Origin of the sequence: Collinsella tanakaei YIT 12063 (genome assembly GCF_000225705.1) — a bacterium.
Taxonomy (GTDB): domain Bacteria; phylum Actinomycetota; class Coriobacteriia; order Coriobacteriales; family Coriobacteriaceae; genus Collinsella; species Collinsella tanakaei.
This window is the reverse complement of sequence record NZ_JH126467.1, coordinates 79,672-105,821: the sequence shown is the minus strand read 5'-3', so window position 1 is coordinate 105,821 and position 26,150 is coordinate 79,672. Positions and strand designations below refer to the sequence as shown.

The window sequence follows — 26,150 nt, the reverse complement described above, 5'->3', positions numbered from 1 at the left end:
TGTTACCCAATAGTATTGTCGCGCGCCACATTTCTGGCGAAACTATAATAATTTGCCAAACATCTCAGCAAGCAAGTAACGTACAAGCCGGCGTGATGAGATCGATAAGAACAAAGTGACGAGGACAAGGCGGGCTAGCGTGGCAAACACTCCTTTGGACATCATCCGCGAACGCATGGCGAGGCGCGGCGATATAGTTGTGGGCAGCCCGCAAAGCAGGCGCGCCACCGTCACAAAGGGGTCCCGCCCCTCCACCGCATCAAGGCGCGGCACGGGACGCGACCAGCGCCGGCGGCCGGACCGCGAGCAAACCTTTGTGGCGCGCATGGTCAACCAGTGGTGGAACCGCCTGCTGCAATCAATCTACGAGGGTTCGCTCAGTGAGCAGGAAGCCGAGTACGAATCGCACAGCACCAAGCGCGACTACCTGTGGAACACGGTGGGCATAGGCGTATGGGGCATGGTGTTTCCCCTGCTCACGGTTGTAAGCACGCAGTTGGTGGGCACCGAGCAGGCGGGCATGTTCTCCATGGCGTTTGTCACCGGCACGCTGCTTATGATCGCCGCCAACTACGGCGTGCGCAACTACCAGGTGTCAGACATAGACGAGGTCAACTCGTTCTCGTCCTATCAAATCAATCGCTGGATCACCAGCATGCTGGCGCTGGTCGCCGGTATTTTGTACTGCACGCTGCGCGGATACGAGCCCTACATGATGACCGTCTCCGTGGGCGTCTACATATATAAGATGGTCGACGGCCTAGCGGATGTGTACGAGGGGCGCCTACAGCAAGCGGACAAGCTCTATCTTGCCGGCATCAGCCAGGCGCTGCGCTCGGTCGCGGTGGCGGCCGTGTTCTCCGTGGCGCTCTTTATCACGCGCAACTTGGCGGTGGCGTCCGTCGCGATGGCCGTGGTCGCCTGCGCGTCGCTGGTCTTGGTCTCCGCTCCCCTGGCCCTGCTCGAGACGGAAAAGTCGCGCCGTTGGAATATGGGCGAGGTGGGATCCCTGCTTCGCCAATGCTTCCCGCTGTTTGCGGCGTTGTTTTTATTCAACCTTATCGAGAGCATGCCCAAGTTTGTGATGGAGGGCATGCTGCCCTATGAAAACCAGCTCTATTTCAACGCGCTGTACTTCCCTGCGCAGGGTATTTTGCTGGCGATTGGCTTTGTCTACAAACCTCAGATGCTGCGCTTGGCAAGCATTTGGTCCAACCCGCGCAAGCGCCGTCGCTTTGACATGGTGGTGTTTGCCGTTATGACGGTCATCCTGGGAATCACGGTAGCGACCGCGCTATTCATGGGGTCCATCGGCATTCCCATCATGAGCTTCATGTACGGCGTGAACTTCGAGCGATTCCGCAACCATGCCCTGCTTATGATCGCCGCCGGCGGCATCACCGCGGCCATCGACTTTCTCTACGCCATCATTACCGTGCTGCGTCGCCAGGACGATGTCATGAAGCTCTACCTCATCGCCTTTGCCGCCAGCGTTGTGGCGCCGCTCATCTTGGTGGCGACGCTCAAGCTGATGGGCGCCGTGTTGAGCTACCTTCTGGTGATGTTGCTGTTGCTGGTGCTGCTCGTGCTGGAATACATCAACATCCGCCGCGCCATCACCCGCGAGCGCAATCCGTTTGGTTGATCGAGTCGCCGGGCAAAGCGGCATGCTGCGAAAAGCCGCCGCTGGGCCGGGGCCCTATACGCAAGCGCGCCCGGCATCGCTACTATAGAACAATAATGCTCCCGCCGGCCGCAGCGCCGCATAACCCGTAAGGCGAGAAGCCATGAACCAACCAGGTAAGACATCCGCAGATAGAAACCCTTGGAACACCGTTGGCAGCGTATCGGCAAAAAGCGGCTTACCCGCAAAAGCGAGCGATGACGCCCCGACAAACCATGCGCCCCAAGTCCCTGTGCCGACGGCGCCCGCGCCCGCCGCTCCCCTGCCGGGTCCCGAGCCCGGGCCCGCGCCAGCCGCGCCCCAAACGTTCCCGCCCGCCCCGCAGCAGCCGGTACCCGCGGCAAAAAGCACCGGTGTTCTGGCGCTCATCTTTGGCATCGCTTCTATCCTTCTGTGCTTTTTGCCCATCATCAGCACCATCATGGGTATTGCGGCAATAGCCCTGGCAATCCGGTCGGCCCGTCGCGCAGAGCACAGCGGGGCCCTTACCGCCGGCAAGATCACCGGCACCATCGGCACCGTTTTGTCCCTCCTCGTCCTAATACTCATAATCCTCAGCATAACCGTCGCATCGCGCATGTACGGCTCGCTTGGCTCACCCGCCAGCAACATCGGCGTAGACCAGGGCTACACGCCCGATCAGCAGCGGGCGTGGACCGCGGTCGAGGACAAGATGGACGCCCTTGCAAGCCAAAACGAGCAGGACGCCGCCGCGATCGCAGATCTATTCACCCAGTATGTCAACGATGACGCCGAGCTTGCCCCATACATGCAGGGCTGCGATCCCGCGCTTTACGCAACATGGTCCGTTCTGGGGCTTGAATATGAGGACGATGGCGTGTTTATCGCGGACCAAGAGGGCTACGCCTACGTCAACGTCACCGCAAGGGATGGCTTTGAGCTTGTCGGCCTTTGGTCTGACCTGCTGGACCAGGCGGCGGCAGACCCTGGTTTAGCAAACACCACGGACGAGGAATTCGCCCAGATCTTCACAGACACCTATCTACAGGCCCTTGCCGCCAGCAACGAAATGTATGAAACCACCATCGTGCTCGACCTCCAACAGGATGCCGACGCCACATGGTCCGTTGTGGAAGAAAGCTGGGATGAGGCGTTAGCCTATCTTTTTGGCCTGTAAGGGCAGGTCAAGGAAACCTTGCGCCCCGCCATGGGCAACTCGATTGAGATAAGCGGCGTCGCCTGTTCTGCCGCGGGCCCCTACTCGCCCTCGCGAACCTCCGCATACCACACGCGGCGGTCCTCAAGACGCATCACGCCCACGCGGCCAGAAGGATAGCCCGTCGCCGCGGCGCAATCCACGCAGATGCGGTCCGCCTCGCCAAAGGTGCTTGCGGTGGCGCCGACCTCCACCATGCATCCGTACATACCTTCATGCGCGCCGGTGCCGCCCATCAACGTTGCGTAGCGACGCAGCAAGATCGATGGCGTGTGCCCTGCCACAACAACCGGTCCGCGCCCGTCAGGACCCACAAGGCCCGTAGGCGCTCCCCAAAACTCGGAACGTATCCACAGCAGGTCGTCGGCAGACTGGCTCGCCATCATATCGCGCAGCGTCGCCACGTCTGCGCCCGATGCAACGCTGGAACCCGCGGCGTCTGCAAAAGCCCCCGTGGATCCAGCCGTGCCGGCCATCGCAAGATATGCCCGCGCCGCAAGCGCGTCTATGCCGGCATGGGTCAACAGGTAGGTACGACGGGCATCGCAGCCCAGCACACCCGCGCGCGCCGCGGCGCCCGGACGGCGATCGTCCACCTCGACCACATCGAAAAGCGGCAGTTGCGCGATCCAGTCGATAAGGTCGGCCGCCTCGTCAGACGCCAGCGAATCCAAGCCGCGCGCGGTAGTGGACCCGCCGTTCATCTCCCAAATAAAGACCTCGCGCTCGTCCTCGCTCATCAAGGTATCCAGCAGCATGCGCTCGTGGTTGCCCATGAGCACGCGAGCGTTGGGAAGGGAGCGCACCAGACGCAGCACGCCAACGGGGTCCGGCCCGCGATCAACCATATCGCCCAACACGTAGACGACGTCGCCGCTACCGGGTCCCGCAAGCTCGAGCGCGCGATCAAGCGCCCGAACATGACCGTGAGCATCCGAGGTTACATACGTCGCCATATCTCCCCCTCAGGAGTAAACCTTCAACCTTCAAGTGATAGTTTACACTTTCTGGTCCCCGGCATCGCAAAAAAGACAATATGCCCCATTCGCCATCAACCTACCATGAATGCGGTTATTAAAAGAAGACGTCCCCGCATCGCGCGCCGAGACCTTCCCGGCGCCGTCTGCTATGTTAGGTAACGTTTTCATTACATGGAACATACTCCACTATAGTAGAGTACTAAGGCAAAATTCCTGGACCCCGCAAGGGAGGTCATTTGACGATGACACGCGTGCACAACTTCTCCGCCGGCCCGGCCGCCCTTCCCCTGAGCGTGCTGGAAGAAATCAAAAACGAGCTGCCGGAATACGGCGACTCCGGCATGTCCGTAATGGAGATGAGTCATCGCTCCCCCGCGTACCAGGCTATTATCGAAGATGCTGAGGCGACGCTTCGACGCGTCATGGGCATACCCTCAAACTACCGCGTCCTGTTTTTGCAAGGCGGCGCCACCCTGCAGTTCGCCGGCATCCCCATGAACCTCATGCGGCGCGGCCGGTGCGGACACGTAGTCACGGGCAACTTCGCGAAGAAGGCTTGGCAAGAGGCCGCTCGCTACGGCGATGCCCGCGTGCTCGCCTCAAGCGAGGACACGCATTTCGACAGGATTCCCGCACTCGACGCCGTTGAGCGGGCGTGTGTGGACGATGACCTGGATTACGTCTACATTTGCCAGAACAACACCATCTTTGGCACGCAGTTCCACACGCTTCCCAACTGCGGCGATACTCCGCTGGTGGCAGACGTCTCAAGTTGCTTTTTGTCGCTCCCCATCGACGTGGAGCGCTACGGCCTTATCTACGCCGGCGCGCAGAAGAACGCGGGCGCCGCGGGCGTAACCGTGGTCATTGTCCGCGACGACCTCATTGGGCAGAGCCCTGCCAACCCCTACTGCCCCACGTACATGGATTATCGCATCCAGGCAGACAAGGGCTCCATGTACAACACGCCCAACACCTTTGGTATCTACGTATGCGGCAAGATCTTCCGCTGGATCGAAGAAACCGGCGGTCTTGTCGCCATGGAACAGCGCAACCGCGCCAAGGCGAACCTGCTCTACAACCTGCTCGACAACAGCAAGCTGTTCTGCGGCACCGCCCAAAAGGACAGCCGCTCCATCGCCAACGTCACCTTCCGCACGCCCAGCAAGGAGCTTGACGCGGAATTCATCGCGGGCGCGGCCCAACGCGGCATTGCCAACATCAAGGGACACCGCGTTGCCGGCGGCATGCGCGCCAGCATCTACAACGCCGTCACACTTGAAAGCGTCCGGGCGCTGGCGGCATGGATGGACGAGTTTGAATCGCTGCATTGTATGGGACAGCGATCTTTGTAGCCCGCATCGACCCTGCGCGCATTGATTCCGCGCGCAGCGGTGCCGGCGGGCCCACCCAGAAGCTTCCATCTCATCCATGCAGCCAAAAGGAGACTTGCAACCATGCGTCACATCAAAACTATCGACGACATCACCAAAGACGGCGACGTAGAATTTGGAGAGGGCTATGACTTTGTAGCCACGGCGGAAGAAGCCGACGCCATCCTTATGCGCTCGACCGACCTGCACGGCTACGACCTACCCGAGGGCATCCGCGCCATCGCCCGCTGCGGCGCCGGCGTGAACAACATTCCCGTCGAGGAATACGCCCGTCGCGGCGTGGTGGTTTTCAACTCGCCCGGCGCCAACTCCAACGCCGTTAAAGAGCTGGTGCTCGCCATGATGATTCTGTCCAGCCGCGGCGTGGTGCAGTCCATGAACTGGGTGCGCGCCAACGCGGACGATCCCAACATTCTCGCGGATGCTGAAAAGGCCAAGAAGGCCTTTGTTGGCCGAGAGCTCAAGGGCAAGCGCGTTGGCGTAGTTGGCCTGGGCAACGTGGGCTCCAAGGTGGCGAACGCCCTCGTCGACCTGGGTATGGATGTCTACGGCTACGATCCCTTCATCTCTGTCGAGCACGCATGGGCGCTGTCTCAAAACGTCCAGCGCGTGGGAACGCTCGAGGACCTGTGCCGCGGCTGCGACTACCTAACCCTGCACGTTCCGTCCAAGGCGGACACCAAGGGCATGATCAGTACGGAACAGCTCGCCCTTCTGGCTCCGGGTGCGGTACTCATCAACTATGCGCGCGAAACCATCATCGACGAGGACGCCGTGCACGCAGCGCTTGAATCCGGCAAGCTTTCCTGGTTCGCCGGCGACTTCGCCACCCCCAAAACCGTGCTCATGCCCAACACCTACATCACCACCCACTCCGGCGCCGGCACCGGCGAGGCAGAGGCCAACTGCGCGGACATGGCCATCTCCGAGCTCAAGGACTATCTGGAAAACGGCAACATCGCCAACTCCGTCAACTACCCCGCCTGCAACATGGGTAAGGCGCGCGCCGCGAGCCGCATCGCCTGCCTGCACGCCAATGTACCCAACATGATCGGCCAGATCACCGCCATCCTGGCAAAGGACAACGCCAACGTGCAGCGCATGGTTAACGAGAGCGCCGGCGAAAACGCCTACACCATGTTTGACACGGACGAGCATCTGGATTCCTCTACCATCGAGGCGCTCAAGCAGATTCCCGCGATCTACCGCGTCCGCGTCATCAAGTAGCGCTTCCTGGATTTGCTTTTTCGTTTCCAGGCCTGCTATCGGCTTCTCCAATTCGCCACTTTCACACGGCCCGGCCCATTAACGTTTACTACGGCGTTGGGTCGGGCCGCACTTCGTGCTCCGCGCTCGCCCTTGGCCCTATGCCCCCGCGTCGAAAACGTCGATATGTATCAATGACCGCCAACCCTTCTAAAATCATTCTGTTTGCAACGCTCCCGTACATCATCTCGCAAAAAGGAGTAAGGTAAGCACTGGGAGGCAAATCATAAGAGGCGAGCCACGTGCACGCCTCTTGTTTTGCTACCGAAGGGAAGCCGATGAATGCATGGCGACTGGCGCAACAATTGGTGCGTATAGATAGCTCTAATCCTGGAGCGCAAGAAGATACGATCGAACGCTATATCAAACTACTGGTAGAGCAGCGCGTTTCAAGCATGCCTGCATGCCTTGTAAAGCATATCTCCATCAAGGAGATCGAGGTCTTCCCCGCTCGGCGCAATCTCAACGTCACCATAGCGGGATATGGCAGCGCGCCCAATCTGGTCTACATCTGCCACATGGATACCGTCACCTTAGGCGAGGGCTGGAGCACGGACACGCCCACGCTAGGAGCAACCGTCCGCGAGAACCGCCTCTACGGGCGAGGCGCATGCGACATGAAAGGCGGGCTTGCCTGCGCTCTCTCCGCTCTATTCTCGCTAATGGACGCCATGGAGCATACCGGCACTCAACCAGAGCGTGGGTTCTCGCTCATCTGTACCGTGGACGAAGAAGCCAACATGCGCGGCGTTGAAGCCGCTATCGATGCGGGCTGGGTCGGCACGGACGAGTGGGTGCTGGACACCGAGCCCACCGACAACCAGATCCAGGTTGCGCATAAGGGGCGCACATGGTTCGAGCTCGATATCAAGGGCGTCACCGCGCACGCAAGCCAGCCTTGGGAAGGAGCAGATGCCGTCGCAGCAACGGCGGAAGCAATCAGCCACATTCGCCGCAGCATCGAGGCGCTGCCGCACCATGCAGACTGGGCGCCTCGACCGTTACCTTTGGCATGGTTCAAGGCGGATACCAACCCTACGTTGTCCCGGATGCATGCACCACGTGGATCGATATGCGATTGGTACCTCCGGCAACCACGGCGAAGGCGGAAATGATAGTTCAGGATGCAATCGAGAGGGCGCAGCAAGAGGTCCCGGGCATCCAAGGCGCCTACCGCATCACGGGCGATCGTCCTCCCATCGAGCGCGACCCCGGTTCTCCCCTGCTGGCCGCCCTTAGCAAAACGGTCGAGCAAACCACGGGGGCGCCCGCGCAGGTAAGCTATTTCACCGGCTACACGGATACCGCCGTCATAGCGGGAACCCGCTCAAACCATAACTGCATGAGCTACGGCCCCGGATCGCTCGCGCTGGCGCACAAGCCTAACGAGTGGGTGCCGCGCGATGATATCCAGCGCGTCGAGGCGGTGCTTACAGACCTGCTGCTATCGCTATCGGGCCTCGCATAGGCAAAACCGCAACGCGTCAAACGCCGTTCATCTAGCCCATCGCCGCACTATCCCAAGGAACGATCTTATCAAGATCATCGGAAAGTCGACGACGAGCAAGTTGAGTGTCGTAAGCCGCTTGAGCACGAAGCCAATATCCATCCGTTAAACCAAAAAAACGGCACAAGCGAAGATCGGTATCCGCCGTAACAGAACGGCGGCCAAGCACAATTTGCCCAATGCGCTGCGCCGGAATACCGGTCTCTTTCGCTAGACGATACTGAGAAATACCCATAGGAACAAGGAACTCTTCCTTAAGCAGCTCCCCTGGAGAGACGGGGTCAATGTATTCAATCATCCGACATCACCACTTTAATGATAATCAACTATCTCAACATCTTGAGGACCCGCTGATGTCCATCGAAAACAGATTCGAAAGCAATCGTTTATTCTGATGCTATGCTGACCAAAGCGATCACCCTGAAGGATTTCCAACCGATTACCCGGAGGAATCCTCAGATCATTAATGCTTGCGGCTAATTCAAGTTGTCGCAGCTTGCGCAAAGCGACGCGCTCGAATGGCAAAAAGCGTCTCACCCTTTCTCCTCGTGCCAATCTTTCGGTCTCTTTATCGGCATAGGATAGAATCATAGTATCGCCTCGCATTACTATTGTAAATCCCCTTGTATCATTATAGAACATGTGTTCGTTCTGAACAACTTTATGAGATTCGAAAGTAAAAATCTTTTGAATGCCAAAGGCCCAGGGCTCAGCCCAATGTCCTCGTTGCTTCTGCTTCCTTTTTAACGCGCATCCCGCCAACGTTACCCTTCCAATAACCCTCTCAGCGGCGCGTGCGCGCCCGTCGCGCAGCACGTACAATGAGAAAACGGCATAACGCCACCAACAAGGAGGATCCCCCATGAAGGCATTGCCCTTTCCCTGCATACGACCCCTGCCGCAGCACGCCGCGCAGGCGGCCTCGCTTCCCTACGACGTCTTCGACCGCAAAGAGGCCGCCGACTACGTAGTCGACCGCCCGCTGTCGTTCCTCAATATCGACCGTCCGGAGACGCAGTTCCCCGCGGACCAGGACATGTACGCGCCGGAGGTCTACCAGCGCGCCGCCCAGCTCATGCAGGACCGCATCGACTCCCGCATCTACATGCGCGACCCAAACCGCTGCTACTACATCTACGAGCTCGAGATGGATGGTCGCGTGCAAACCGGCCTGGTCGCCGTATGTTCCGTAGACGAGTACGAAGACGGCACCATCAAGCGCCACGAGCTCACCCGCGAGGACAAGGAACGCGACCGCATAGAGCACATCCGCGCGCTGGGCTGCCAAACCGGCCCCATCTTCCTGGCGTATCGCGACCAGCCCGTACTCGACATGATCCTGGGCGCTGCCAAAATGGCGACCCCGCTCTATGATTTTGTGGACGAGGAAAACGTGCGCCAAACCGTGTGGGAGGTCAAGCGCTCAGACACGGTCGAGGCCATCGCGGCCATGTTCCAGCACATCCCCTGCGCCTACATCGCAGACGGCCATCATCGAACCGCAAGCGCCGTCAAAGTCGCCCAGCAAATGCGCGAAGAGGCGAAAGCGGCGGGCACCTACACCGGACGCGAGCCGTTCAACTACTTCCTCTCCGTGCTGTTCCCAGCAAGCCAACTCACCATCCTGCCCTATAACCGCGTGGTCAAAGGCCGCTGCGGCCTTAGTGCTGATCAGCTGGTCGAGCGCGTGAGCCAGGCAGGCTTTACGGTTGAGCGGGCGAATGCACCCGTAACTCCGCAGGAAGCCGGGCGCATGGGCATGTTCGCAGATGGTCAATGGTGGAACCTGTCGCTTGGACAGGAGCTTGCGCAGCGGGTCGCAGCGGCAGACCCCGTCTCCGCGCTCGATGTCTCCATCCTGCAAGAACAGGTGCTCTCGCCCATTTTGGGCATTGGCGACCCCCGTCTGGACCCGCGCATCAGCTTTGTTGGCGGCATTCGCGGTGCTGACGAGCTCGAGCGTCGCGCCGGCACCAAGGGCGTCGCGTTCTCCATGTGCGCCACGGGAATCGACCAGCTGCTCGCCGTCGCCGATGCGGGCCTGCTCATGCCGCCCAAATCCACTTGGTTTGAACCCAAGCTTCGCAGCGGCCTGTTCATCCACCAAATCCGCAAGTAAGCAACCAGCGCTTAGCCAATCACAACGCAAGACGTCGATTCCACAACAAGCGGAATCGGCGTCTTTTTTTCTTGGACAATATCAGCGGCCACCGGTGAGCAGCACCAATCAACAGTAATCAACTATGCTCATTGTTATAGCGTTTAGATAAATGGCATATGCAGTATGAGGACAGATCCGGCGGAGTCCGCGTGCGGGCGGCGCTTCTCAAGAGAGGAGCAAAGCCTATAGATACAATCCTGCAAGTCATTCGCGCCCTTGAAGCGCTTTCAAGCATCGCAAGGCTGCTCTTGGAGCTGCTCGAACGATGGAATCGACGTAAGCACATCGCGGAAGACGAAAGGCAAAAGTAAGGACTCGGGTGCCACCGAGTCCTTAAAGTAAACCCCTTGCATCGCCCGCGCCAATTTCACGAGAGACGGGCTCCGCTGGTTCTATTGCGATTGCACCCCAAACTGTGTTGTGGCACTCATAAATCAAAGAGAACACAGCTGCGGTCAGCTGAGAAACGATTACAGAAGGCATCGATTGTCTGCCGAGGCCGCGAAACGCCAAAGCCGCGACTCTGCAAACGGGCTGCACACCACAACAGCACCACGCGCCCTACTCGCCCAACACCGCGCGCATCTCGCTCTGCTCCACAACGCGAACCAGCTCAAAGCGCTCGCCGTCGAAGGCGTAACGCATAACAGAGCAGTTGCCGGGAACATCCGGATAACCCAAATCCTTACCCTCGCGCCACTCCAGCATAAACTCGCGGCAGGCGGATCCATGGCTCACCACCAGCACGTTCTCATGTCCGGGCCGCGCCATGATCTCGCGAAGCGTAGAGCAGATGCGCGCATGGAACTCCCGCTCGCCCTCGCCCCCAAACTGAACAAAGTAATCGCCCCAGGGGCGCGCAGGCATAAGATCGACGCGCTCTCCCTCATAGGCGCCAAAGAACCACTCGCGCAGGCCCGGTTCACGCCCGTAGGGCATATCGGTTATCGCCTCTATGGTCTGATGCGTGCGCGCCAACGTTGAGGCATATGCATGGTCGAAAAAGACGCCCTCGTGGGCGAAATAGCGGCCGACGCGGGCAGCCTGCTCCTCGCCCTCGCGGGTCAGCGGCGAATCGCACCAGCCCTGGATAACGCGCTTCTCGTTAAACATGGTCCTGCCGTGGCGAACCAGGTACAGCGTTGCCGGCATTGCATCCCCCTTGGTCTCATGTCCCGTCGCAGGCGATTGTAGCATTGGTGGACGCAATCATTTGTTAGCACGCTCTTAAATGGGTATACCACACTTGAGGATTATTACACATCTATACAATTGGAGGTCCTCATCATGACGTTCTTCGACAAGCACTCACTAGACCACGCGGATCCTTTTTATTTTGACGAGTACAACATGATAGACCACGTCATCACCACCGTGCGCCGCCTGTACGGCATCACGGGAGCAGTGAGCATGCTCGCCGGCCTGGCGCTGCTGTTCTGGCCGGTAAAGACCCTAGTGGTGCTCACCGTGGTGCTGGGCATCTACTTTATAGTGGCGGGCATCATCCGCCTTGCCACCGCCATTTGGACGCCGCTGCTGCCGGGCGGCTGGCGCGCGCTCAACATCATCACCAGCCTGCTTCTATTCTTTGGCGGACTCATAATGGTGCGCAACCAAGCGCTCTCCGCGGCAACGCTAGCAACCTTTGTAGTGATGGCTACCGGCTTTGGCTGGATCATCGAAGGCGTCATGACGCTGGTCGAATCCGCCGCCGTCCACAACCGCGGCTTCGCCATCTTCTCCGGAGTGCTGTCGATTTTGGCAGGCATCGTGGTGCTCATGTTCCCGCTTGAATCCACGGACATGCTTGTGCTGTTCGCTGGAGCCGCGCTCACCGTGCTGGGCATCACCCTGCTGGTCCGCGCGTTCACGTTTGGCAAGATCGCCTAGCAGCCCAACATCGCGTTCGGCGTCATCCTTAAACGCACCCCATCCTCATTCGCATCCCATCCGCACATGCATCACCAAATCATCGCGCCCTTCCAGCACGTCCTCCTCATAGGATAGCTGGGAGGGCGCGTTATGGTGGATAAGGTAGGGCACGCCGTTCTCGTTTCGCCGATCGGACACTATGCCAATATGCGAATCAAAAATCGCAATGTCGCCGCCCTGCCACTCATCGATCGCGTGAACGTCGCACGTTAGTTGGGCAGCATGCCTGGCAAAGAACACCTTGAGGTTGCGCACGCGTCTAAAGTCGATCGCGGGATCCGGTGCGTCCAGTCCGTAGTCATCCGGGTGCTCGGTGATATCGGTCGCCACCAGCGCCTGCAGATTGTAGCCCGCATCGCGCAGGGCAAACGCCACCACGTCGGTGCACACGCCGCAGCCGTCATCCGGATACCCGCCCGAATAGTACTCGCTGCGATACACGGGTTTGGTCTGCACATAGCGCAGCGCCGCAGACAAGATATCGGTCTGGTCATCCACCCCGTCGCCATCTGCATCGGACGCGCACGCATACGGCGCCAGCACGCCCGTGTATTTGTTTTCCGGCCTAGAAGCAGATGTCACGTTGACGTTGCCCGTAGCCACCAAACCTGCAAGCCCCGCAACGCCAGCACCCAGAATCAGAAGCGCTGCCAGCACAGCAAGGACAACGAGCTTAGAAGAATGCACGCCTTTCGGTGTTTTTGGACGATGACGGCGCCCGCCACCTGCCGTGCGCCCCGCAACGGCCCCGCGCCTGCCACCTGCCATATGCCTGCCACCAGCCGGGCGCCTGCCGGCAGGCGCTCCTCGCCCCGTAGCCCTAACCCTACGCGTGCGATCGACCATGGTAGACCCCCATCCAACGGAGCCAACGCAAAGACACAACGGAATACCAGCGGACGCCCAAGACGGACATTCAGCGCAAGCAAGCGCAGCCAGCCGCAAGCCTCGCTAGAAGCCCAGCAACATCAGCACCAAGCCCCAAAGAACGGCGACCAGATACAGCAAGATCAGAATCGCTATGTTCTCGCGCATACTGCGGTTGGTACGGAACAGCACCAGATAGCCCACGCCGGCGGACACCAAAAGGCCTGCCATAGCGGGTGCCAGCGACAGCACGCCCTCAAGGTAAAGCTGCGTGATAACCACGCTGGCAGAGCAATTGGGAATGATGCCCACCAACGCGGAACCCAAAATGGCAAAGGCGCGGTTGGAAGAGAGGAACGCCTCCATAGCGGGCTCGCCCACGGTCTCCAGAACCGCCACCAGCACGAAGGTGACAATGAAGATGAAGACCGTCACCTGCACGGTATGCGAAAGCACGCTCAAGACAATGGACTTGATCGCACCGGCGCCATGCGCGTGATCGTGATCATGTCCATGGCCGTGGTCATGCCCATGGTTGCAAGCGCACGCAGCGGAAGCGCCATGGGAGCCACTACCGAGTACGCCATCTTGGTGGGCGTGCTCGCGGTGATCGTCATCGTCGCCATGCCCATGATGGCCATCGTCCCCATGGTGATGGGCGTGAGACTCCTCGCAGCCGCAGTGGTCGCGCTCGCACAAACGGTGAATGTGCTCGGCGCTCTCCCCCGCTTCCGAGAGGCTGTCGATGATATCGGCCGCCCTCGACCCGTCCTCACCCGCAAAGGACTTAGGACCCAAAACCGTACGGCGAATCGCCGCATGGACGCGGGCGTTACGGCGCAGCGCGCGCAAGGCGGCATCCACTACAACGCCAGAGATCAGCGCAATCGCAGCCTTGGCGGCAAGCAGCGTCGCCACAGAAGACGCGTCCACCCGCTCGACCAGCAACATGGGCAGCATCTCGTCTGACGTAGAGAGAAACACGGCCACCAGCGTGCCCAGGGTGACAACGCGCCCTGCGTACAGGGTCGCCGCCACGGCGGAAAAGCCGCACTGGGGCAAAACGCCCAGCGCAGCGCCCACCACGGGACCAGCGGCGCCCGCGCGGCGCACGGTGGCGTTGACGCGGTTGCCCGCCGCATGCTCAAGCGCCTCGAGCACCAGGTAGGTTACGAACAGGAACGGAACGAGCGACAGCGTGTCTTCCAACGCGTGCTCAACAAAATGCAGCAATAAGTCCATAGAGTCAGGTCTCCTAATGCCATCCACTATTTAAAACTCGTCATGAGGGGAAGACTGATAAAACGACTTTGGCGATAGGGTGGACGATTTTTGTATAAGTCATTTGTTACCCCGCTTGCGGTTTTCCTAACGCCCCATCTAAGGTAGGCTATTGTAGCGTCAGAGTTTCACAAGGGAAACTATTATTTTCCGATCGTTACAATCAGTTTGGAAGGCACACATATATGAATGCACAGCAAGCGCTTGAGTATTACCGCCAGCCGTTTATCCCCATGTTCATCTACGGCGACTACGACGCCATGGAGTCCGAGCGCCAGCGCGGCGAGGAGGCCCTGAAGGCCCTGGTGGACGAATGGCGCGCAAACGATGAACCAGGATTCGACTTCGATGTCATCCTGGACCTGGCGGATCGCAACCGCGAGCTCTGCGACCAGATTGGCGAGGCGCGCCTGCGCAACCTCTCCAGCCCGCTGCTCGCCCGCAACCTCTCCGATGCGGACCTGTGCGCCGCCATCGGCAAGATGCAGGGCCGCGCCGCCAGCGCCGTCGCGCGCGAGGTCCGCGGCGACCGCGACGCGTACTCCGTCGCCTACGTGCGCAAGCCCATCAAGGGCACCGTCCTGGGCATCGACATCGAGACCACCGGACGCGCGCCGGAACGCGGCTACATCATCAACGTGGGCTGGGAGATCATGGAGCTCACCAGCGACGCCGTCCCGCACGACCCCCAGGCCTTCTACTGCGGTATCCCCGACCTGTACCGCGAAACCGGCGTGCCGCTGGCCGACATCCACCACATCCAGTGGAGTGACCTTGAGGGCAAGACGCCCTTCCGCCTGGACACCAAGCTGCAAAAAGAGCTGCTGAAGCTGATGAAGAAGTATCCCATCATGGCTCACAACGCCGCGTTCGAGGACAGCTGGTTCATGCTGCACCTGCCCGGCTACGCCGAGGCGCGCCGCGCGGGCAAGATCATCGTCATCGACTCGCGCCACATCTGTCGCTCCGTTGACGGCGAGGTGCGTACCCTGCCGCGAGAGAGCGCTCCCGCGAGCCTGCAGAACTGGGCGCGCCGCCGCGGTACCCTTGCCGCAGACGAGAACGAGCTGCACCTTGGCTTGGACGATACCGATCTTATGCTGCGCACCGTGCAGGCGGAGTTTAACGGCAAGGGCATGTTCTTGAAGTAACGCATGTGTAGCGAGCGAGCGCCCTGCCCGCAGAATACGGCGAGCGTCCCGGTGGCTTTCACCGAGAGGGTTAACATCCGAGTTGATAGGATTCGTCCAAATGACCGCTATGGCGGCTTTGGGCGAATCTTTTATTATGCGCGTGAGCTACGGCATTTGTAGCCCTCATCGTCGACCGCCGCAGACATCCCGCCCTAAGCCCTGGGTCGTCCAGGCTTTCTATCCGATGCCAGCAGGCGGTTCACGCTCTCGATCGTCACCATGCGCCTTCCGTTCACAAGTCTAACGTCAAGCGCGCCAGACTTCACAAGAGCGGTCACGCGCGGGCTGCTTACCCCAATGCGTTCCGCCGCCCCCGTAAGGGTGACGCAGCGAGCCGCCTCGACATCGTCATCGCTCACATCAACGCTCACAACGTGAACCTCTGCCACATGGGCCTGCCTTGGTGCGGAGGCACCATCGGTCATCAGGTCCACCGCCTCCAAGGTGAGCACATCGCGTGCGGCCTTCAGAGCATCGGTCCTGGTCTTGCCGCTTGTCGCAACACCGCCGAATTGTGGGAATTCCGCCACCCACGAATCACCGTCGCGAGTCAAAACGCACTCAGCGGACAAAAGCATGTAAACCCTCCGTTGATTCTATGCAGGCGCGATGACGCGCTATCACCGCGCCCTTGCGCATTAAGACCACCCTGCCTGCCTCTTGATGCTCTGCCACTCTCTCCAAGTAGCATGCTTGCCGCCCTGGTCCCTCACGGTAACCTTGTAGCCGTTTTTAGAGAAACGGCGGTGATCGCCTGCGGACGCTCGTTCGACGAAGCCCTCACGAAGCAGTTGTTGGATGATCTCGCGGTAAGTCGGTGGTTGCACGTCTGCCCCCTTCTACAAACCGCTAAATTAACTATATAAAAATTAATAGTTATTTACAACACTATTTAACTTTTTTAGCATACATCGCACGGCGAACACGCCATTACATGAAGCAGGGTTTTCCATAGCGCCCCGTCCAGACAGGTTTTCTTGTCCAGACGGGGCGCTATCATTATGCGTCGTCGCTATCCCCTAACCCAGAGGCTCGTCATGTTGAACCGCACGGAGGCTCCGCGCCGCAGGGCCAATACCCCGCACATCCTCATCGTCCTCATCCTTGCCCTGATACTTGCCATGGGTGGAAGCGCGGGCTGCTCCAGCGCCGGCGCCGCGACCGGAAGCGCCGCGCAGGCGGTCGCGGGATCGAGCGCGATTGGAAACGCCCACGCCGGAACCGGCGCGGAAAACGCAGCTGCAAGCAACACCTCTAGCGACTATCAAACGCCGGCTACAAGCAGCGGCTTTGATTATTCGCAGGTCCCCGCCTACTCCGGCAGCCCGTACGCCGTGATCAACGATAACGCGCCCAACCTCAACGTTGCCGACGCTGAAGCCCTGCCGGCGCAGGCGAGCTCCCCCGCGGAGGCAGAGAAGTTTTCACCACTCGACAACCTCGGTCGCTGCGGCGCCGCCATGGCGGTGGTAAACCCTGACACGCAGCCCACCGAACCGCGAGGCAGCATCGATATGATCAAGCCCTCCGGCTGGCACACCGTACGCTATGACGACCTAGTCGATGGCAGATACCTCTACAATCGCTGCCATCTCATTGGCTACCAACTCACCGGCGAGGGCGCCAACGAGCTCAACCTCATCACCGGCACGCGCTACATGAACACCCAGGGCATGTTGCCCTTCGAGAACTGGATCGATAACTGCGTGGACGCCGGCGGACGCGTGCTGCTGCGCGTTGAGCCCGTGTTTGCGGACGATGAGCTTGTTGCGCGCGGCGTGCACATGGAGGCGCTCTCGCTTGACGATGACGGTGCGTCCGTGAGCTTCAACGTGTTTTGCTATAACGTGCAGCCCGGCGTTGGCATCGACTATGCCACGGGCGACAGCTGGCGCGAGCAGGATGCTGGAGCGAGCACGGAGCCCGCCGGCACCGCTGCTCAGAGCAACGACGAGCAGGCGCACACCTTCGTGCTCAACACCAATACGCGCAAGTTCCACCTGCCCGGGTGCAGATCCGTTAGCCGCATGAAGGCGCGCAACAAACAAGAAGTCACCATGACCAGAAGCGAGGTCATGACCCGGGGCTACGAACCATGCGCGCAATGCAATCCCTAGTGGGCCGCTCGCCAAACGAATCCAGCCATTGGCAGACGCTCTTTTATTCCACGGCTCGATGGGAATAAGTACGCTAACCGGCAGCAATTGCCGAGCACTCCTAGAGATGCGGAGGCGACCATGGACGCTATCAAGCGGTACTGGACGGCATTGGACCAGGCGTCGCGCCGTGCCTTAAGGCGAGCATTCATCATCCCCCTCGTCATAGGCACCGTCTTGATCGTTGCAGCCGCCGCCCTCTACATGGCGACGGTCGACGACATCGAAACTTCGGCGGATCTTGCACGGGAAATTGGCATGCTCCAGGCGCTTATGGCGGCGACCGTGATCGCGGGAATCTACTCGTACTTCTTGATTTACAAGGCGCACAAAGCCATCAAGGAGAATCTCTTCGCCCACCCGGCGGACGGACGCCCCACGCCCGAGACCTGGAGCCGCAAAGACGGCGTTATCCTAGCTCTCGCCCTTCTGGGCGTTGTCAGCATTCCCGGTGCCGTAGTTGGACTTGTTGCGATGGCGGCCTTGCCCATCGACCTTGAACCGTCTAACTTCGCGCCACTTATCTGGCCCATCATCGGCCTGGCGCTGGGGCCCTGCGCTGCAAAGCGCTTTATACCTGTTGAGCAATAAGGATGGACGGGGTCCTAGCGCTGGCATTTGCGCTGCTGACGCGATGTAGCATCTAGCTAGTCCTCGTCCAAAAACGCTGGTAAACAACGGTTAGCGCGCCACCAAGCGGACGTTGCACAAGATATTTGGCAGCGCTAAAGGCACGAAGATCCTATAGTTCCCTTAAGGGGTCTCGCGGGATTCCCCTAAGGGTTCTTTGGTGTGCAGTGGTGTGGACGAGAGGCGCGGGAGCGCGATCACACCGCCGACGGAAAGGGGCGACAATGATTCTCTCCGAGCAGATCAGGCGCGGACGCAAGCAGCTTGGCATGTCGCAGGCGGACCTTGCCGATGCCATCTGGGTGTCCCGCAACACCATCAGCAACTGGGAAAGCGGTGCCACCACGCCGGATATACAGAGCCTTGTGCTTATGAGCGCGCTGTTTGGCGTCACGCTGGACCAGATGGTGAAGGACGACGACCAGGTGATGGCGCGGGCGTTCGCTCGCGACAAGAACCACATTCTGCTGGCGAGCTCCGTGATTGACGCCAGCGGCACAAACGAAAGCGAGGCCGACGGATCCAATGAGGAGGACCTGAGCCTTTTTGGCCTGCGGTCGCTGGGAAACCCGTTGTATGGCAAGTTTGAAAACGCCGATATCACCGACACGTGCGGGCTTGCATACCGCTTGGTGCGCGCGGCATCGTTCTTTAGCCGAGCGCTCTATTTCATCATCGACGAGAAGGGCGAGCGCGTGGGCAGCATCGCCCGCAAACACGCTCTGCATCACCCCGTGTTCCAGGTGCGCATGGATGGATTTGACCGCGTGCAGCTGCGCCGCGAGATTCGCTTCGACACCGGCTACCGAGACGTGATCCGCATCGACGGCGAGGGCGTGGGCGTTGAAGGCAACCTCATGGGCGATGATTTCGCCGTGACGCGCAACGGGTCCTTAACGGCCCGCGTACACGTGCAGCCCGCGCTGAACCGCGTGGCATACGGGATTGAGCTGGTGGACCAAAAGACCGCTCCCCTTTCTCTTGGCGTGGTGCTCACCATCATGATGCTGCGCGATTACGACCGCGTGTGGGTAAGAGGCGCGGGAGCGCGGACGGATTTGAAATAACCCGTTTGAGATGAGCCTTAATGCGCGGCGAGATTGCGTCGCGCATCTTTTTTGCCTGTGATTGCCAAGTTTTGGAACGCCAATCGTATTGTTGGTAGAGGGAGATATCGAAACCGGTCCCTCGTCCAAAAAACAACGACGACCGAAACGAGGTGAGATCATGGCGAAGCAACAATGCGAGAAGGCCGCATGCCCCAACCGCACCTACGCGACCGAACCCGAGCGGCTGGTGGACACCTATGCGGACACCATCTTGCGCGTGTGCTACACATACCTGCGCAGCACGCAGGACGCAGAAGATATATGCCAGGACGTTCTGCTCAAGGTTCTGCAGCGCCCGCAGCGATTTTTCTCGGTAGACCACGAGCACGCATGGATCATCCGCGTGGCGGCAAACGCATGCAAAGACCTGCTGAAGAGCCGCGGAGCGCGGGCCACTATCGCACTTGATGATGCGCCCGAGCCCGCAAGCGCGCCATATGCGACCGAAGCGCAGCTGGCGACACGTTCGCAGAGCGTGCTGCAAAGCGTCATGAACCTGCCTGCGAATTATCGCGAGGCAATCTACCTGCACTATTACGAGGGGTACTCGATCAAGCAGATCGCGGAGCTGGTAGGTGCGAGCGAATCCGCCATAGCGACCCGACTGAGCCGCGGGCGCGCCATGCTACGCCCCGTTTTGAAGGGAGCCGGCCATGACAACCTTTGATAGCGATACGTATCGTACCGAGCTGGACCAGCTCTGCTTCTCCGATGAGCAGAAGGCCCGCATGGCGCAGCGGCTTAAAGCCGCCGCGAGAACGAACAAGGTGCTGGAATTGCACGGAACGCAGTCGGCGACGGCGAGCGCACACAGCGACGAACGCGATAGCGACCGCGGCGATGCGCGCCGTACCACTCGCTGGAGCGCTAGCCGCGCCGCCAGGCCGCAGCGCGCACACCGTCGCAGCCCGCACAGGATCGCCGCCGCCATAGGTATCGCCGCCGTGCTGGCGCTGGGCGGAGGGACCGCCTACGCCACGGGCACACTCGCCCGCGCGGCGGACTCGCTCGCTGCCGTCTTTGGCGCCGGCCCCGCGCAGACCGAGCTTATCGACCAGATTGGCCGGCCCATAGGCGCCAGCTGCACAAGCAACGGCATCACCATCGCGGCCGACGCCATCATAGGCATGCGCAACGCCTACGCGGTGGTCTACACCATCGAGAAGGACGACGGAACGGCGTTCGACGAGCTCACCATGAACCAGAACAGCGCGTATAACCTCGTCCTCGATGGTGGTGGAAGCATCAACGCGCTAACCGCGCTGCGCCTTGGCGCAAAGGGAATCGGGGGCACAAGCTACACCTTTGATGCGGACCCCACGGACAACGCCATTCAGCTTGTTGAGATGATGAGCTTCGGCGGGTCCGGCGTCTCCCTCGTTGGCGAGACGCTGCACTTCAACGCTACCGAAATTGGCTTTACCCGCGTTGGAGAAGATGGGCGCAACCTGCCTTCGCAGGCAATCGCTACCGGCGACTGGAACATGTCCTTCAAGATCGACTACGAGGACCTCTCCATCGACCTGCCTGCGGGCCAGACGTTCACCATCAGCGGCAACAGCGCTGTTGTGGACGAGCTTGCCGTCTCCCCGCTTGGCGCCACCATCACCTATACGGTTGATGCCACGGACGGAGCATCGGGACCCACGGGCCTTGAAACAGATGCCGAAAAACGCGTAGGCCATGGCAACTTCACCGTCACCTTTACCGATGGCACCACGCAAGAGCTTGGCAGCGGCTACAACTCTTGGCAGCAGGACGACAAGACCGTGGTGCAGAAGACCTGGTTCTTCGACCAGATTCGCGATGTCGACGATATCGCCAGCATCACCGTGGGCGACCTGACGGTTCCCGTTCGGTAGCGGCTGCTTAGCATGCCGGCATCAACTGGCAGCATTAAACAGAAGGCAGAAGGGCGTCCTTGCGGCGCCCTTCTTTGGTGTATGTAGTTATTTATATTCACCCCGAAAGAGATCCTCGTGTCTCCCCATCCTCACAAACCTAAGGGAAGGATTCGTCTTATGAGGTTTATAAAGCACTAGAACATCAACGGCACCGTCAGAAAGATGGAAATCAATATGGCCGTTGTAGTTACCGCCCGTGTTAACTAGCTCATGCGGGCCATATTCTGGAGGCAACACGCCATCGATTTCAAGCAATTCAAGAGCGCGCCTCAACTCACGGGTAACCGCTGGCCACCATTTCTTCACCTTCCGATAATCCTCCTTGAATGAAGGCTCAAACTTCAGGTCATACATATGCTATTCACCGTCGAGCCAATTAATTGCTTCATCAGCTGTGGTGAATGAAGGAGAGTCATCATCAATAAGGCCATATTCTTTCGCCTCAGCAGCAATCATTGCTCGACGAGTCTCCTCAGAGGGTTCCTCTTTTGCAGGAAGTATCTCAAATGGGATGCGCCTTTGGTTGATGAGTTGTTTGACCGCCATATTGAGATATCCGTTGAATGTCAGGCCCATCGATTTAAGAAGGTCGGTTGCTTCGCTTTTATCTGATTCTTCGAAACGCGTTGTCGATGCTGTAACCATATTCCCTCCTCATTTATTAAGAGCATTTAGTTCATTATAAGCTTATTTAAACTCTATTTGATATTTGCTTACTTCTAAATGCAATACTTTGACATTATTCCATTGATTGTTGCGCTCAAGGCAGCTCTCCTTAAAACGAAATGGAATGGAATATCGAAGCAGGCGTCTCGTCAGTCACACGCATTCCTGTCGCTACCAACAACGGGAAATACGGCCGGAGGCACAACGCGAGCAGTTGCTTCACTACCGGGATTTGACAAGAAGGCCCTCTTATCAAAAGTCAAAATCCCATACCATCTCCTCCCTTTCCTCGTCTAAAGAAATTCTTAACCCCGTTGACGCCTTATACTATGCGTCATATGTTATAAGTCGAAAGGAGGTATCATGGACGCACAGATGAAGCGAGGCTTCCTAGAGATCTGCGTGCTGGCGTCGTTGCGCGGCGGCGACAGCTACGGCTACCAGATAGTGAAAGACGTGCCCGACGTGCTGGGGCTGACGGAATCCACGCTCTACCCGCTGCTCAAGCGCCTGGAGAAGGCCGACTGCCTAACCGCGTACTCCGTGGAGCACAACGGGCGCCTGCGCAAGTACTACCGCCTAACCCAAGAGGGTGCGAGGCGCATCGAAGAGTTTTTGGCCGAGCAGGCCGACATCCTTTCAATCTATGATTTTGTGAAACGAGGTGCATCGCAATGACCAAGCAGGATTTTCTCGCTGCGCTGGAACGAGCGCTCGCCAAGCTTCCGCATGCAGAGGTGCAGCAGGCAATCGCGTTTTACGACGAGGCGATCAGCGACCGCGTCGAGGACGGCATGTCGGAAAATGATGCAGTTGCAAGCCTGGGCGATGTGGACGAGATAGCGCGGCAGATCGCAAGCGAGATCCCGCCCATTCCCCGTGCGATCGCCAAGGCGAACACCGGCAGCCGCGCGCTCAATATTGTGCTGCTAGCCCTGTTCTCCCCTGTCTGGGTACCGGTTGCAGGCGCGCTGGCGTTGGCCGCGCTATGTATCTACCTGGCTATTTGGCTGATTATCGCCGCCATGTGGATGCTGGTTGTCATCCTTATCGGCATGGGGCCTTTAGGGCTGTTTGTCTTCGCCAACATCCTTGCACGCGGGTTTGTGCTCTCGAGCTTCTTTGCCTTAGGGCTCTGCCTTATGGCGTGCGGAGCGGGCCTTCTGGCAACGTTTGGCGTGATGGGCGTAAGCAAGCAGCTGGCGCTTCTCACCCGCGACTTCGCGCGCTGGGTGCGGGGGCTGTTTGTTAAGGCTGATCCCGTGCCCGCACCCGTGGATGTGGATGCGCCCGCAAATACGCCCTGCGATCTCTCGGGAAACTCGTCCAGCGCTTCCCCCGCTTCGAAAGAAGGTGCCCTGAATGCGTAACGTTAAGAAGACCCTGCTCATAGTGTCCGTCGCGCTCATTGCGGGAGGAGCGGTGCTCGCCGGCGGCGCTTGGGCCGCAGCCGGATTCGACTTTGCAAAGCTTTCCACCCACGTCAACAAGTTCGATAGACAGACCAAAACGCTTGAAGCGGAGTCGACGGCACCTCACAAGGCGATCCGCGTTGAGAGCGAATTTGGCAACGTGAAGCTTGTGCCCGCGGACGGCGATGCCATCGAGCTGGTGTATTGGACAAACGCCAACCGCACCGCCGACGTGAAGGATGAGAACGGCGTACTGACGCTTTCTTTTAAAGAGACCGAATCGATTGGATCCATTGAGATCAACCTGATGGACAAGGGGCAGGATGACACCACGGTGGTGCGCGTGCCCAAGAGCTTTACGGGCGATATCAGCGTGAGCAACGACTTCGCCAGCACCACGGCGACGGATCTTGAGGGAATCTCGTCCTGCACGCTTGTGTCATCAAGCGGCGAGGTTTGGGCGAGCGACGTGAGCACCAAGACGCTCGACGCCACCTCTAATGATGGCGTGGTCATGCTCAACAACGTCGCCGCGGACACGCTCCGCGCGCAAAGCGACAACGGAGAGGTGGGCGTTATTGGCTGCTCGTCCAAAGACGCCAGCGTAACCAGCGGGAACGGCAAGGTGACCGTAAAGGAGAGCACGTTTGATCGGGCCGGTGTCCGCGCGGACAACGGCACCATAGCGCTGGCGCATCTGGCTTGCGCGAAACTGGTTGTCGCAGCGGATAACGGCACCATCACCGGGCGCGAGCTCGATGTGGCGGATGGCGAGTACACGTCCGACAACGGCATGATCACGCTAGGATATGTGGGGTCGTCCAGCGCATACGTTATCGACGCGGCATCCGCCAACGGTACGGTCACGGCACCCGCGAGCAACCTGGGCGCCACCCGCATTGTGCGCGCGCTGAGCGACAACGGCATTATTACGATCGAGTTTGAAGAGGATGCCCAGTGATATAGCGTTTGCGCCTATCGACACCAAGTCAGTAAAACTCAACGACTTCTTATAGCCGATAGGCGCCGCACCGCCATCCTCCCAAGCAATCTAACAACGCTGACAAAGATATAGAAACCGTCTACACGGAGGTCAATCATGTCCGCTGTGGCACTGAGCCTTACCGGAATTACTAAACGCTATCGAAATACCACCGTATTAGGCCCGCTATCCCTTGAGCTTGAGAAAGGTCGAATCTACGGGCTTATCGGAGAAAATGGAGCGGGTAAATCGACACTCATTAGGATCATTATGGGACTTAGCAAGCAAACGGATGGAGACATCGAGCTATTTGGACGGTCCGGGGAGGGCGACCTTACCCTTGCTAGGGCGAACGTTGGATATGTTCCAGATTCAAGCGCAAGCTATCCCCTGCTTAGTGCATATGACAATCTCAAAGCGCGGTGCCTTGAATGGGGAATCGACCAGAATCAGATTCCCAGGCTACTTGATACCGTTGGGCTTGCTCAGGTCGGAACCAAAAAAGCTCGCAGCTTTTCCCTTGGAATGAGAAGGCGACTGGACCTTGCCGTCGCGCTGCTGGGCGAACCACGAATGCTCGTTCTCGACGAGCCGACAAACGGGCTCGACCCCCTTGGAACAATGGAGATGAGAAATCTAATCAAGCGACTTAATGCCGACAGGGATATTACCGTCATCATTTCAAGCCATAACCTTGCCGAGCTTAACCGCATTGCAGACGAGTACCTTGTCTTAAGCGCAGGCTCGCTAATAGCGCGGCTTAGCAGCAGCGATGTCAGAGGTGATTCCCCAAACGATTTAGAAGACCTATACGCCAGCATTGTTCTAAAGGGGCAAATTGGTACACCAAGAAAACCCGGAGGCCATTATGCTCGATAAGGCGCGCCGAGCACTAACCCTTTCCCCGCATTTGAACCCAGTAGCCCAGATAGTAAGATCGTTCGCGAGCGAACTCTACATCACCAAATGCCGGGGAGGATTTCTCCCCTATGTAGGAGCTGCCACTCTTCTCGCCGTTGCGGGCATGGTGCCATCTGAGTACGGTCCGCTATTCATGGTAGCGGGCGATATCAATGGACCGGTTGGCGATTCGATTGGATTCATCGGCAACATTCTCGACCCTGAACACATTGCTGAATCTGCCGTACGTTCATCGTTCTGCTACACAGTGTTCTGGATCCCCTTTGTCGCCATTATGGGAGTATGCGCGGTAGGTGAAGGGATAAAAGGCCTCCAGAGCCAACTTAGCGTGGCACATGGCGTGTCCGGCGGATCAAGCACTTTAGCCCGAGCACTTGTTAACGTCATATGCATACCCCCGTTCTATCTTCTATCCTGTCTCCCTGGGTTCCTAGCAAAGATGTTTCTATACGATGCGCCTATATCTATGAATAGCATCCACCCATTTCTCATCTATCTAATAGTAAATTCTTTTATCCTGTGTGCGTTATTCGCCATGTCCTCGCTGGTCGCCATCATGCTCAGGCCCGCCATCGCCTCGACGCTCTTAAGTATCCTCCCCCATCTTGGAGCGCTGCTCTCATACCCAAGCAATTACGCGATGGGCAATGCCTCTCCGCTTTGGTGGACAAGCCCCGCCACTTGGCTAATGCACTCTTGCTCGTTAAATCTAAGCCAGCCAGCGACGCTCCTCGCCCTGATTTACTCTCTGGCAGTCCTCGCCATTTCATTCGCTCTGATATATGTAGTCTGCTGCCACCAGGAGGCACATCGATGAATCCCCGTAGAAACCAAATGGCTCGTACTTCAAGTCAAACACCTCATAAAAGCCACCACGCTGCCACGGCGGCGCTCGTCTTCAAAGGTGCAAACCTTGGCCTTTGCAGCA

General features: G+C 59.0%; 29 protein-coding genes. 19 read left to right on the top strand and 10 right to left on the bottom strand.

The window, feature by feature from the left end; all coding sequences use genetic code 11:
* The first annotated feature begins 139 nt into the window (after positions 1-139).
* The gene (locus HMPREF9452_RS00515; RefSeq protein ID WP_009140130.1) at positions 140-1,645 is read left to right on the top strand and encodes a lipopolysaccharide biosynthesis protein; all 1,506 of its coding nucleotides are present in this window, start codon (positions 140-142) and stop codon (positions 1,643-1,645) included.
* Positions 1,646-1,787: 142 nt separating this feature from the next.
* A complete protein-coding gene (locus HMPREF9452_RS11155) occupies positions 1,788-2,822 on the top strand; it encodes a DUF4190 domain-containing protein (RefSeq protein ID WP_009140129.1) in 1,035 nt (344 codons plus the stop codon).
* Positions 2,823-2,902: 80 nt separating this feature from the next.
* Here HMPREF9452_RS11155 and HMPREF9452_RS00505 read toward each other — a convergent pair whose 3' ends face one another.
* Positions 2,903-3,817 (bottom strand): metallophosphoesterase, encoded by a 915-nt coding sequence (locus HMPREF9452_RS00505; protein ID WP_009140128.1) that lies wholly within the window; start codon positions 3,815-3,817, stop codon positions 2,903-2,905.
* A gap of 266 nt (positions 3,818-4,083) precedes the next feature.
* Between HMPREF9452_RS00505 and serC the strand changes: the two genes are divergently transcribed.
* From serC to HMPREF9452_RS12080, 4 genes are all read left to right on the top strand, one after another.
* Positions 4,084-5,196 (top strand): 3-phosphoserine/phosphohydroxythreonine transaminase, encoded by a 1,113-nt coding sequence (gene serC / locus HMPREF9452_RS00500; protein WP_009140127.1) that lies wholly within the window; start codon positions 4,084-4,086, stop codon positions 5,194-5,196.
* 102 nt (positions 5,197-5,298) lie between these two features.
* On the top strand, positions 5,299-6,462 hold the full coding sequence (locus tag HMPREF9452_RS00495; RefSeq protein WP_009140126.1) for a phosphoglycerate dehydrogenase: 1,164 nt from the start codon (positions 5,299-5,301) through the stop codon (positions 6,460-6,462).
* A 317-nt stretch (positions 6,463-6,779) separates the two neighbouring features.
* Entirely contained in the window at positions 6,780-7,616 is an 837-nt protein-coding gene (locus tag HMPREF9452_RS00490; RefSeq protein ID WP_009140125.1) for a M20/M25/M40 family metallo-hydrolase, read from the top strand.
* Positions 7,514-7,969 carry a M20/M25/M40 family metallo-hydrolase gene (locus tag HMPREF9452_RS12080; protein ID WP_261792586.1) on the top strand — a complete coding sequence of 152 codons (456 nt, stop codon included), beginning with the start codon at positions 7,514-7,516 and terminating at the stop codon, positions 7,967-7,969. Before HMPREF9452_RS00490 ends, HMPREF9452_RS12080 begins: the two co-directional genes overlap by 103 nt.
* Positions 7,970-8,000: 31 nt before the next feature.
* On the opposite strand, the gene HMPREF9452_RS00485 is transcribed toward HMPREF9452_RS12080, so the two are convergent.
* Together HMPREF9452_RS00485 and HMPREF9452_RS12075 are read right to left on the bottom strand one after the other, a co-directional pair.
* Entirely contained in the window at positions 8,001-8,306 is a 306-nt protein-coding gene (locus HMPREF9452_RS00485; RefSeq protein WP_040362073.1) for a HigA family addiction module antitoxin, read from the bottom strand.
* A 14-nt stretch (positions 8,307-8,320) separates the two neighbouring features.
* On the bottom strand, positions 8,321-8,896 hold the full coding sequence (locus tag HMPREF9452_RS12075) for a type II toxin-antitoxin system RelE/ParE family toxin (RefSeq protein WP_232204986.1): 576 nt from the start codon (positions 8,894-8,896) through the stop codon (positions 8,321-8,323).
* On the opposite strand from HMPREF9452_RS12075, the gene HMPREF9452_RS00480 reads away from it, so the two are divergent.
* Positions 8,871-10,127, top strand: a complete 1,257-nt coding sequence (locus HMPREF9452_RS00480; protein WP_009140123.1) for a DUF1015 domain-containing protein — start codon at positions 8,871-8,873, stop codon at positions 10,125-10,127. The two genes, HMPREF9452_RS12075 and HMPREF9452_RS00480, sit on opposite strands and share 26 nt — an antisense overlap.
* A 603-nt stretch (positions 10,128-10,730) precedes the next feature.
* On the opposite strand, the gene HMPREF9452_RS00470 is transcribed toward HMPREF9452_RS00480, so the two are convergent.
* A complete protein-coding gene (locus tag HMPREF9452_RS00470) occupies positions 10,731-11,321 on the bottom strand; it encodes a histidine phosphatase family protein (protein ID WP_009140122.1) in 591 nt (196 codons plus the stop codon).
* Between the two features lie 135 nt (positions 11,322-11,456).
* On the opposite strand from HMPREF9452_RS00470, the gene HMPREF9452_RS00465 reads away from it, so the two are divergent.
* Positions 11,457-12,059: an HdeD family acid-resistance protein gene (locus tag HMPREF9452_RS00465; RefSeq protein WP_009140121.1), complete on the top strand. Its 603-nt coding sequence runs from the start codon at positions 11,457-11,459 to the stop codon at positions 12,057-12,059.
* A 45-nt stretch (positions 12,060-12,104) separates the two neighbouring features.
* On the opposite strand, the gene HMPREF9452_RS00460 is transcribed toward HMPREF9452_RS00465, so the two are convergent.
* Positions 12,105-12,788, bottom strand: a complete 684-nt coding sequence (locus HMPREF9452_RS00460) for a DUF1287 domain-containing protein (RefSeq protein WP_040362071.1) — start codon at positions 12,786-12,788, stop codon at positions 12,105-12,107.
* A gap of 264 nt (positions 12,789-13,052) precedes the next feature.
* On the bottom strand, positions 13,053-14,210 hold the full coding sequence (locus tag HMPREF9452_RS00455) for a putative manganese transporter (RefSeq protein ID WP_009140119.1): 1,158 nt from the start codon (positions 14,208-14,210) through the stop codon (positions 13,053-13,055).
* Positions 14,211-14,434: 224 nt separating this feature from the next.
* Here HMPREF9452_RS00455 and HMPREF9452_RS00450 point away from each other — a divergent pair, with 224 nt between their 5' ends.
* Entirely contained in the window at positions 14,435-15,400 is a 966-nt protein-coding gene (locus HMPREF9452_RS00450; protein WP_009140118.1) for a 3'-5' exonuclease, read from the top strand.
* A 194-nt stretch (positions 15,401-15,594) separates the two neighbouring features.
* Here HMPREF9452_RS00450 and HMPREF9452_RS00445 read toward each other — a convergent pair whose 3' ends face one another.
* Together HMPREF9452_RS00445 and HMPREF9452_RS00440 are read right to left on the bottom strand one after the other, a co-directional pair.
* Positions 15,595-16,020 carry a type II toxin-antitoxin system HicB family antitoxin gene (locus HMPREF9452_RS00445; protein ID WP_009140117.1) on the bottom strand — a complete coding sequence of 142 codons (426 nt, stop codon included), beginning with the start codon at positions 16,018-16,020 and terminating at the stop codon, positions 15,595-15,597.
* A gap of 60 nt (positions 16,021-16,080) precedes the next feature.
* Complete coding sequence (locus tag HMPREF9452_RS00440) at positions 16,081-16,269, bottom strand: type II toxin-antitoxin system HicA family toxin (RefSeq protein WP_040362069.1); 189 nt, start codon at positions 16,267-16,269, stop codon at positions 16,081-16,083.
* A gap of 210 nt (positions 16,270-16,479) precedes the next feature.
* Between HMPREF9452_RS00440 and HMPREF9452_RS00435 the strand changes: the two genes are divergently transcribed.
* The 5 genes from HMPREF9452_RS00435 (at position 16,480) to HMPREF9452_RS00415 (ending at position 21,199) form a co-directional block, all read left to right on the top strand.
* Positions 16,480-17,559 carry a DNA/RNA non-specific endonuclease gene (locus HMPREF9452_RS00435; protein WP_009140116.1) on the top strand — a complete coding sequence of 360 codons (1,080 nt, stop codon included), beginning with the start codon at positions 16,480-16,482 and terminating at the stop codon, positions 17,557-17,559.
* Positions 17,560-17,679: 120 nt separating this feature from the next.
* The gene (locus tag HMPREF9452_RS00430) at positions 17,680-18,189 is read left to right on the top strand and encodes a hypothetical protein (RefSeq protein WP_009140115.1); all 510 of its coding nucleotides are present in this window, start codon (positions 17,680-17,682) and stop codon (positions 18,187-18,189) included.
* Positions 18,190-18,452: 263 nt separating this feature from the next.
* Positions 18,453-19,295 (top strand): helix-turn-helix domain-containing protein, encoded by an 843-nt coding sequence (locus HMPREF9452_RS00425; RefSeq protein ID WP_009140114.1) that lies wholly within the window; start codon positions 18,453-18,455, stop codon positions 19,293-19,295.
* 160 nt (positions 19,296-19,455) lie between these two features.
* Positions 19,456-20,004: an RNA polymerase sigma factor gene (locus tag HMPREF9452_RS00420; RefSeq protein ID WP_009140113.1), complete on the top strand. Its 549-nt coding sequence runs from the start codon at positions 19,456-19,458 to the stop codon at positions 20,002-20,004.
* The gene (locus tag HMPREF9452_RS00415; protein WP_009140112.1) at positions 19,991-21,199 is read left to right on the top strand and encodes a DUF4179 domain-containing protein; all 1,209 of its coding nucleotides are present in this window, start codon (positions 19,991-19,993) and stop codon (positions 21,197-21,199) included. Before HMPREF9452_RS00420 ends, HMPREF9452_RS00415 begins: the two co-directional genes overlap by 14 nt.
* Positions 21,200-21,286: 87 nt before the next feature.
* Here HMPREF9452_RS00415 and HMPREF9452_RS00410 read toward each other — a convergent pair whose 3' ends face one another.
* Together HMPREF9452_RS00410 and HMPREF9452_RS00405 are read right to left on the bottom strand one after the other, a co-directional pair.
* Entirely contained in the window at positions 21,287-21,595 is a 309-nt protein-coding gene (locus HMPREF9452_RS00410; protein WP_040362067.1) for a type II toxin-antitoxin system YafQ family toxin, read from the bottom strand.
* Between the two features lie 3 nt (positions 21,596-21,598).
* Positions 21,599-21,886, bottom strand: coding sequence for a type II toxin-antitoxin system RelB/DinJ family antitoxin (locus HMPREF9452_RS00405; protein ID WP_009140111.1), 288 nt, complete (start codon positions 21,884-21,886; stop codon positions 21,599-21,601).
* 384 nt (positions 21,887-22,270) lie between these two features.
* Here HMPREF9452_RS00405 and HMPREF9452_RS00400 point away from each other — a divergent pair, with 384 nt between their 5' ends.
* The 5 genes from HMPREF9452_RS00400 (at position 22,271) to HMPREF9452_RS00380 (ending at position 26,039) form a co-directional block, all read left to right on the top strand.
* The gene (locus HMPREF9452_RS00400; protein ID WP_009140110.1) at positions 22,271-22,585 is read left to right on the top strand and encodes a PadR family transcriptional regulator; all 315 of its coding nucleotides are present in this window, start codon (positions 22,271-22,273) and stop codon (positions 22,583-22,585) included.
* A complete protein-coding gene (locus HMPREF9452_RS11150; RefSeq protein ID WP_009140109.1) occupies positions 22,582-23,277 on the top strand; it encodes a DUF1700 domain-containing protein in 696 nt (231 codons plus the stop codon). The genes HMPREF9452_RS00400 and HMPREF9452_RS11150 overlap by 4 nt, the downstream gene beginning before the upstream one ends.
* The gene (locus HMPREF9452_RS00390) at positions 23,270-24,280 is read left to right on the top strand and encodes a DUF4097 family beta strand repeat-containing protein (RefSeq protein ID WP_009140108.1); all 1,011 of its coding nucleotides are present in this window, start codon (positions 23,270-23,272) and stop codon (positions 24,278-24,280) included. Before HMPREF9452_RS11150 ends, HMPREF9452_RS00390 begins: the two co-directional genes overlap by 8 nt.
* A gap of 138 nt (positions 24,281-24,418) precedes the next feature.
* Entirely contained in the window at positions 24,419-25,180 is a 762-nt protein-coding gene (locus HMPREF9452_RS00385; protein WP_009140107.1) for an ABC transporter ATP-binding protein, read from the top strand.
* Complete coding sequence (locus tag HMPREF9452_RS00380) at positions 25,170-26,039, top strand: hypothetical protein (RefSeq protein ID WP_009140106.1); 870 nt, start codon at positions 25,170-25,172, stop codon at positions 26,037-26,039. Before HMPREF9452_RS00385 ends, HMPREF9452_RS00380 begins: the two co-directional genes overlap by 11 nt.
* Positions 26,040-26,150: the final 111 nt, after the last annotated feature.

Bases quoted from the DNA above. Each gene is read 5' to 3' on its own strand.
- HMPREF9452_RS11155 (WP_009140129.1), top strand. From the start codon at position 1,788: ATGAACCAACCAGGTAAGACATCCGCAGATAGAAACCCTTGGAACACC.
- HMPREF9452_RS00505 (WP_009140128.1), bottom strand. From the start codon at position 3,817: ATGGCGACGTATGTAACCTCGGATGCTCACGGTCATGTTCGGGCGCTT.
- serC (WP_009140127.1), top strand. From the start codon at position 4,084: ATGACACGCGTGCACAACTTCTCCGCCGGCCCGGCCGCCCTTCCCCTG.
- HMPREF9452_RS00495 (WP_009140126.1), top strand. From the start codon at position 5,299: ATGCGTCACATCAAAACTATCGACGACATCACCAAAGACGGCGACGTA.
- HMPREF9452_RS00490 (WP_009140125.1), top strand. From the start codon at position 6,780: ATGAATGCATGGCGACTGGCGCAACAATTGGTGCGTATAGATAGCTCT.
- HMPREF9452_RS12080 (WP_261792586.1), top strand. From the start codon at position 7,514: ATGGTTCAAGGCGGATACCAACCCTACGTTGTCCCGGATGCATGCACC.
- HMPREF9452_RS00485 (WP_040362073.1), bottom strand. From the start codon at position 8,306: ATGATTGAATACATTGACCCCGTCTCTCCAGGGGAGCTGCTTAAGGAA.
- HMPREF9452_RS00480 (WP_009140123.1), top strand. From the start codon at position 8,871: ATGAAGGCATTGCCCTTTCCCTGCATACGACCCCTGCCGCAGCACGCC.
- HMPREF9452_RS12075 (WP_232204986.1), bottom strand. From the start codon at position 8,896: ATGCAGGGAAAGGGCAATGCCTTCATGGGGGATCCTCCTTGTTGGTGG.
- HMPREF9452_RS00470 (WP_009140122.1), bottom strand. From the start codon at position 11,321: ATGCCGGCAACGCTGTACCTGGTTCGCCACGGCAGGACCATGTTTAAC.
- HMPREF9452_RS00465 (WP_009140121.1), top strand. From the start codon at position 11,457: ATGACGTTCTTCGACAAGCACTCACTAGACCACGCGGATCCTTTTTAT.
- HMPREF9452_RS00455 (WP_009140119.1), bottom strand. From the start codon at position 14,210: ATGGACTTATTGCTGCATTTTGTTGAGCACGCGTTGGAAGACACGCTG.
- HMPREF9452_RS00450 (WP_009140118.1), top strand. From the start codon at position 14,435: ATGAATGCACAGCAAGCGCTTGAGTATTACCGCCAGCCGTTTATCCCC.
- HMPREF9452_RS00445 (WP_009140117.1), bottom strand. From the start codon at position 16,020: ATGCTTTTGTCCGCTGAGTGCGTTTTGACTCGCGACGGTGATTCGTGG.
- HMPREF9452_RS00435 (WP_009140116.1), top strand. From the start codon at position 16,480: ATGTTGAACCGCACGGAGGCTCCGCGCCGCAGGGCCAATACCCCGCAC.
- HMPREF9452_RS00430 (WP_009140115.1), top strand. From the start codon at position 17,680: ATGGACGCTATCAAGCGGTACTGGACGGCATTGGACCAGGCGTCGCGC.
- HMPREF9452_RS00425 (WP_009140114.1), top strand. From the start codon at position 18,453: ATGATTCTCTCCGAGCAGATCAGGCGCGGACGCAAGCAGCTTGGCATG.
- HMPREF9452_RS00420 (WP_009140113.1), top strand. From the start codon at position 19,456: ATGGCGAAGCAACAATGCGAGAAGGCCGCATGCCCCAACCGCACCTAC.
- HMPREF9452_RS00415 (WP_009140112.1), top strand. From the start codon at position 19,991: ATGACAACCTTTGATAGCGATACGTATCGTACCGAGCTGGACCAGCTC.
- HMPREF9452_RS00410 (WP_040362067.1), bottom strand. From the start codon at position 21,595: ATGTATGACCTGAAGTTTGAGCCTTCATTCAAGGAGGATTATCGGAAG.
- HMPREF9452_RS00405 (WP_009140111.1), bottom strand. From the start codon at position 21,886: ATGGTTACAGCATCGACAACGCGTTTCGAAGAATCAGATAAAAGCGAA.
- HMPREF9452_RS00400 (WP_009140110.1), top strand. From the start codon at position 22,271: ATGGACGCACAGATGAAGCGAGGCTTCCTAGAGATCTGCGTGCTGGCG.
- HMPREF9452_RS11150 (WP_009140109.1), top strand. From the start codon at position 22,582: ATGACCAAGCAGGATTTTCTCGCTGCGCTGGAACGAGCGCTCGCCAAG.
- HMPREF9452_RS00390 (WP_009140108.1), top strand. From the start codon at position 23,270: ATGCGTAACGTTAAGAAGACCCTGCTCATAGTGTCCGTCGCGCTCATT.
- HMPREF9452_RS00385 (WP_009140107.1), top strand. From the start codon at position 24,419: ATGTCCGCTGTGGCACTGAGCCTTACCGGAATTACTAAACGCTATCGA.
- HMPREF9452_RS00380 (WP_009140106.1), top strand. From the start codon at position 25,170: ATGCTCGATAAGGCGCGCCGAGCACTAACCCTTTCCCCGCATTTGAAC.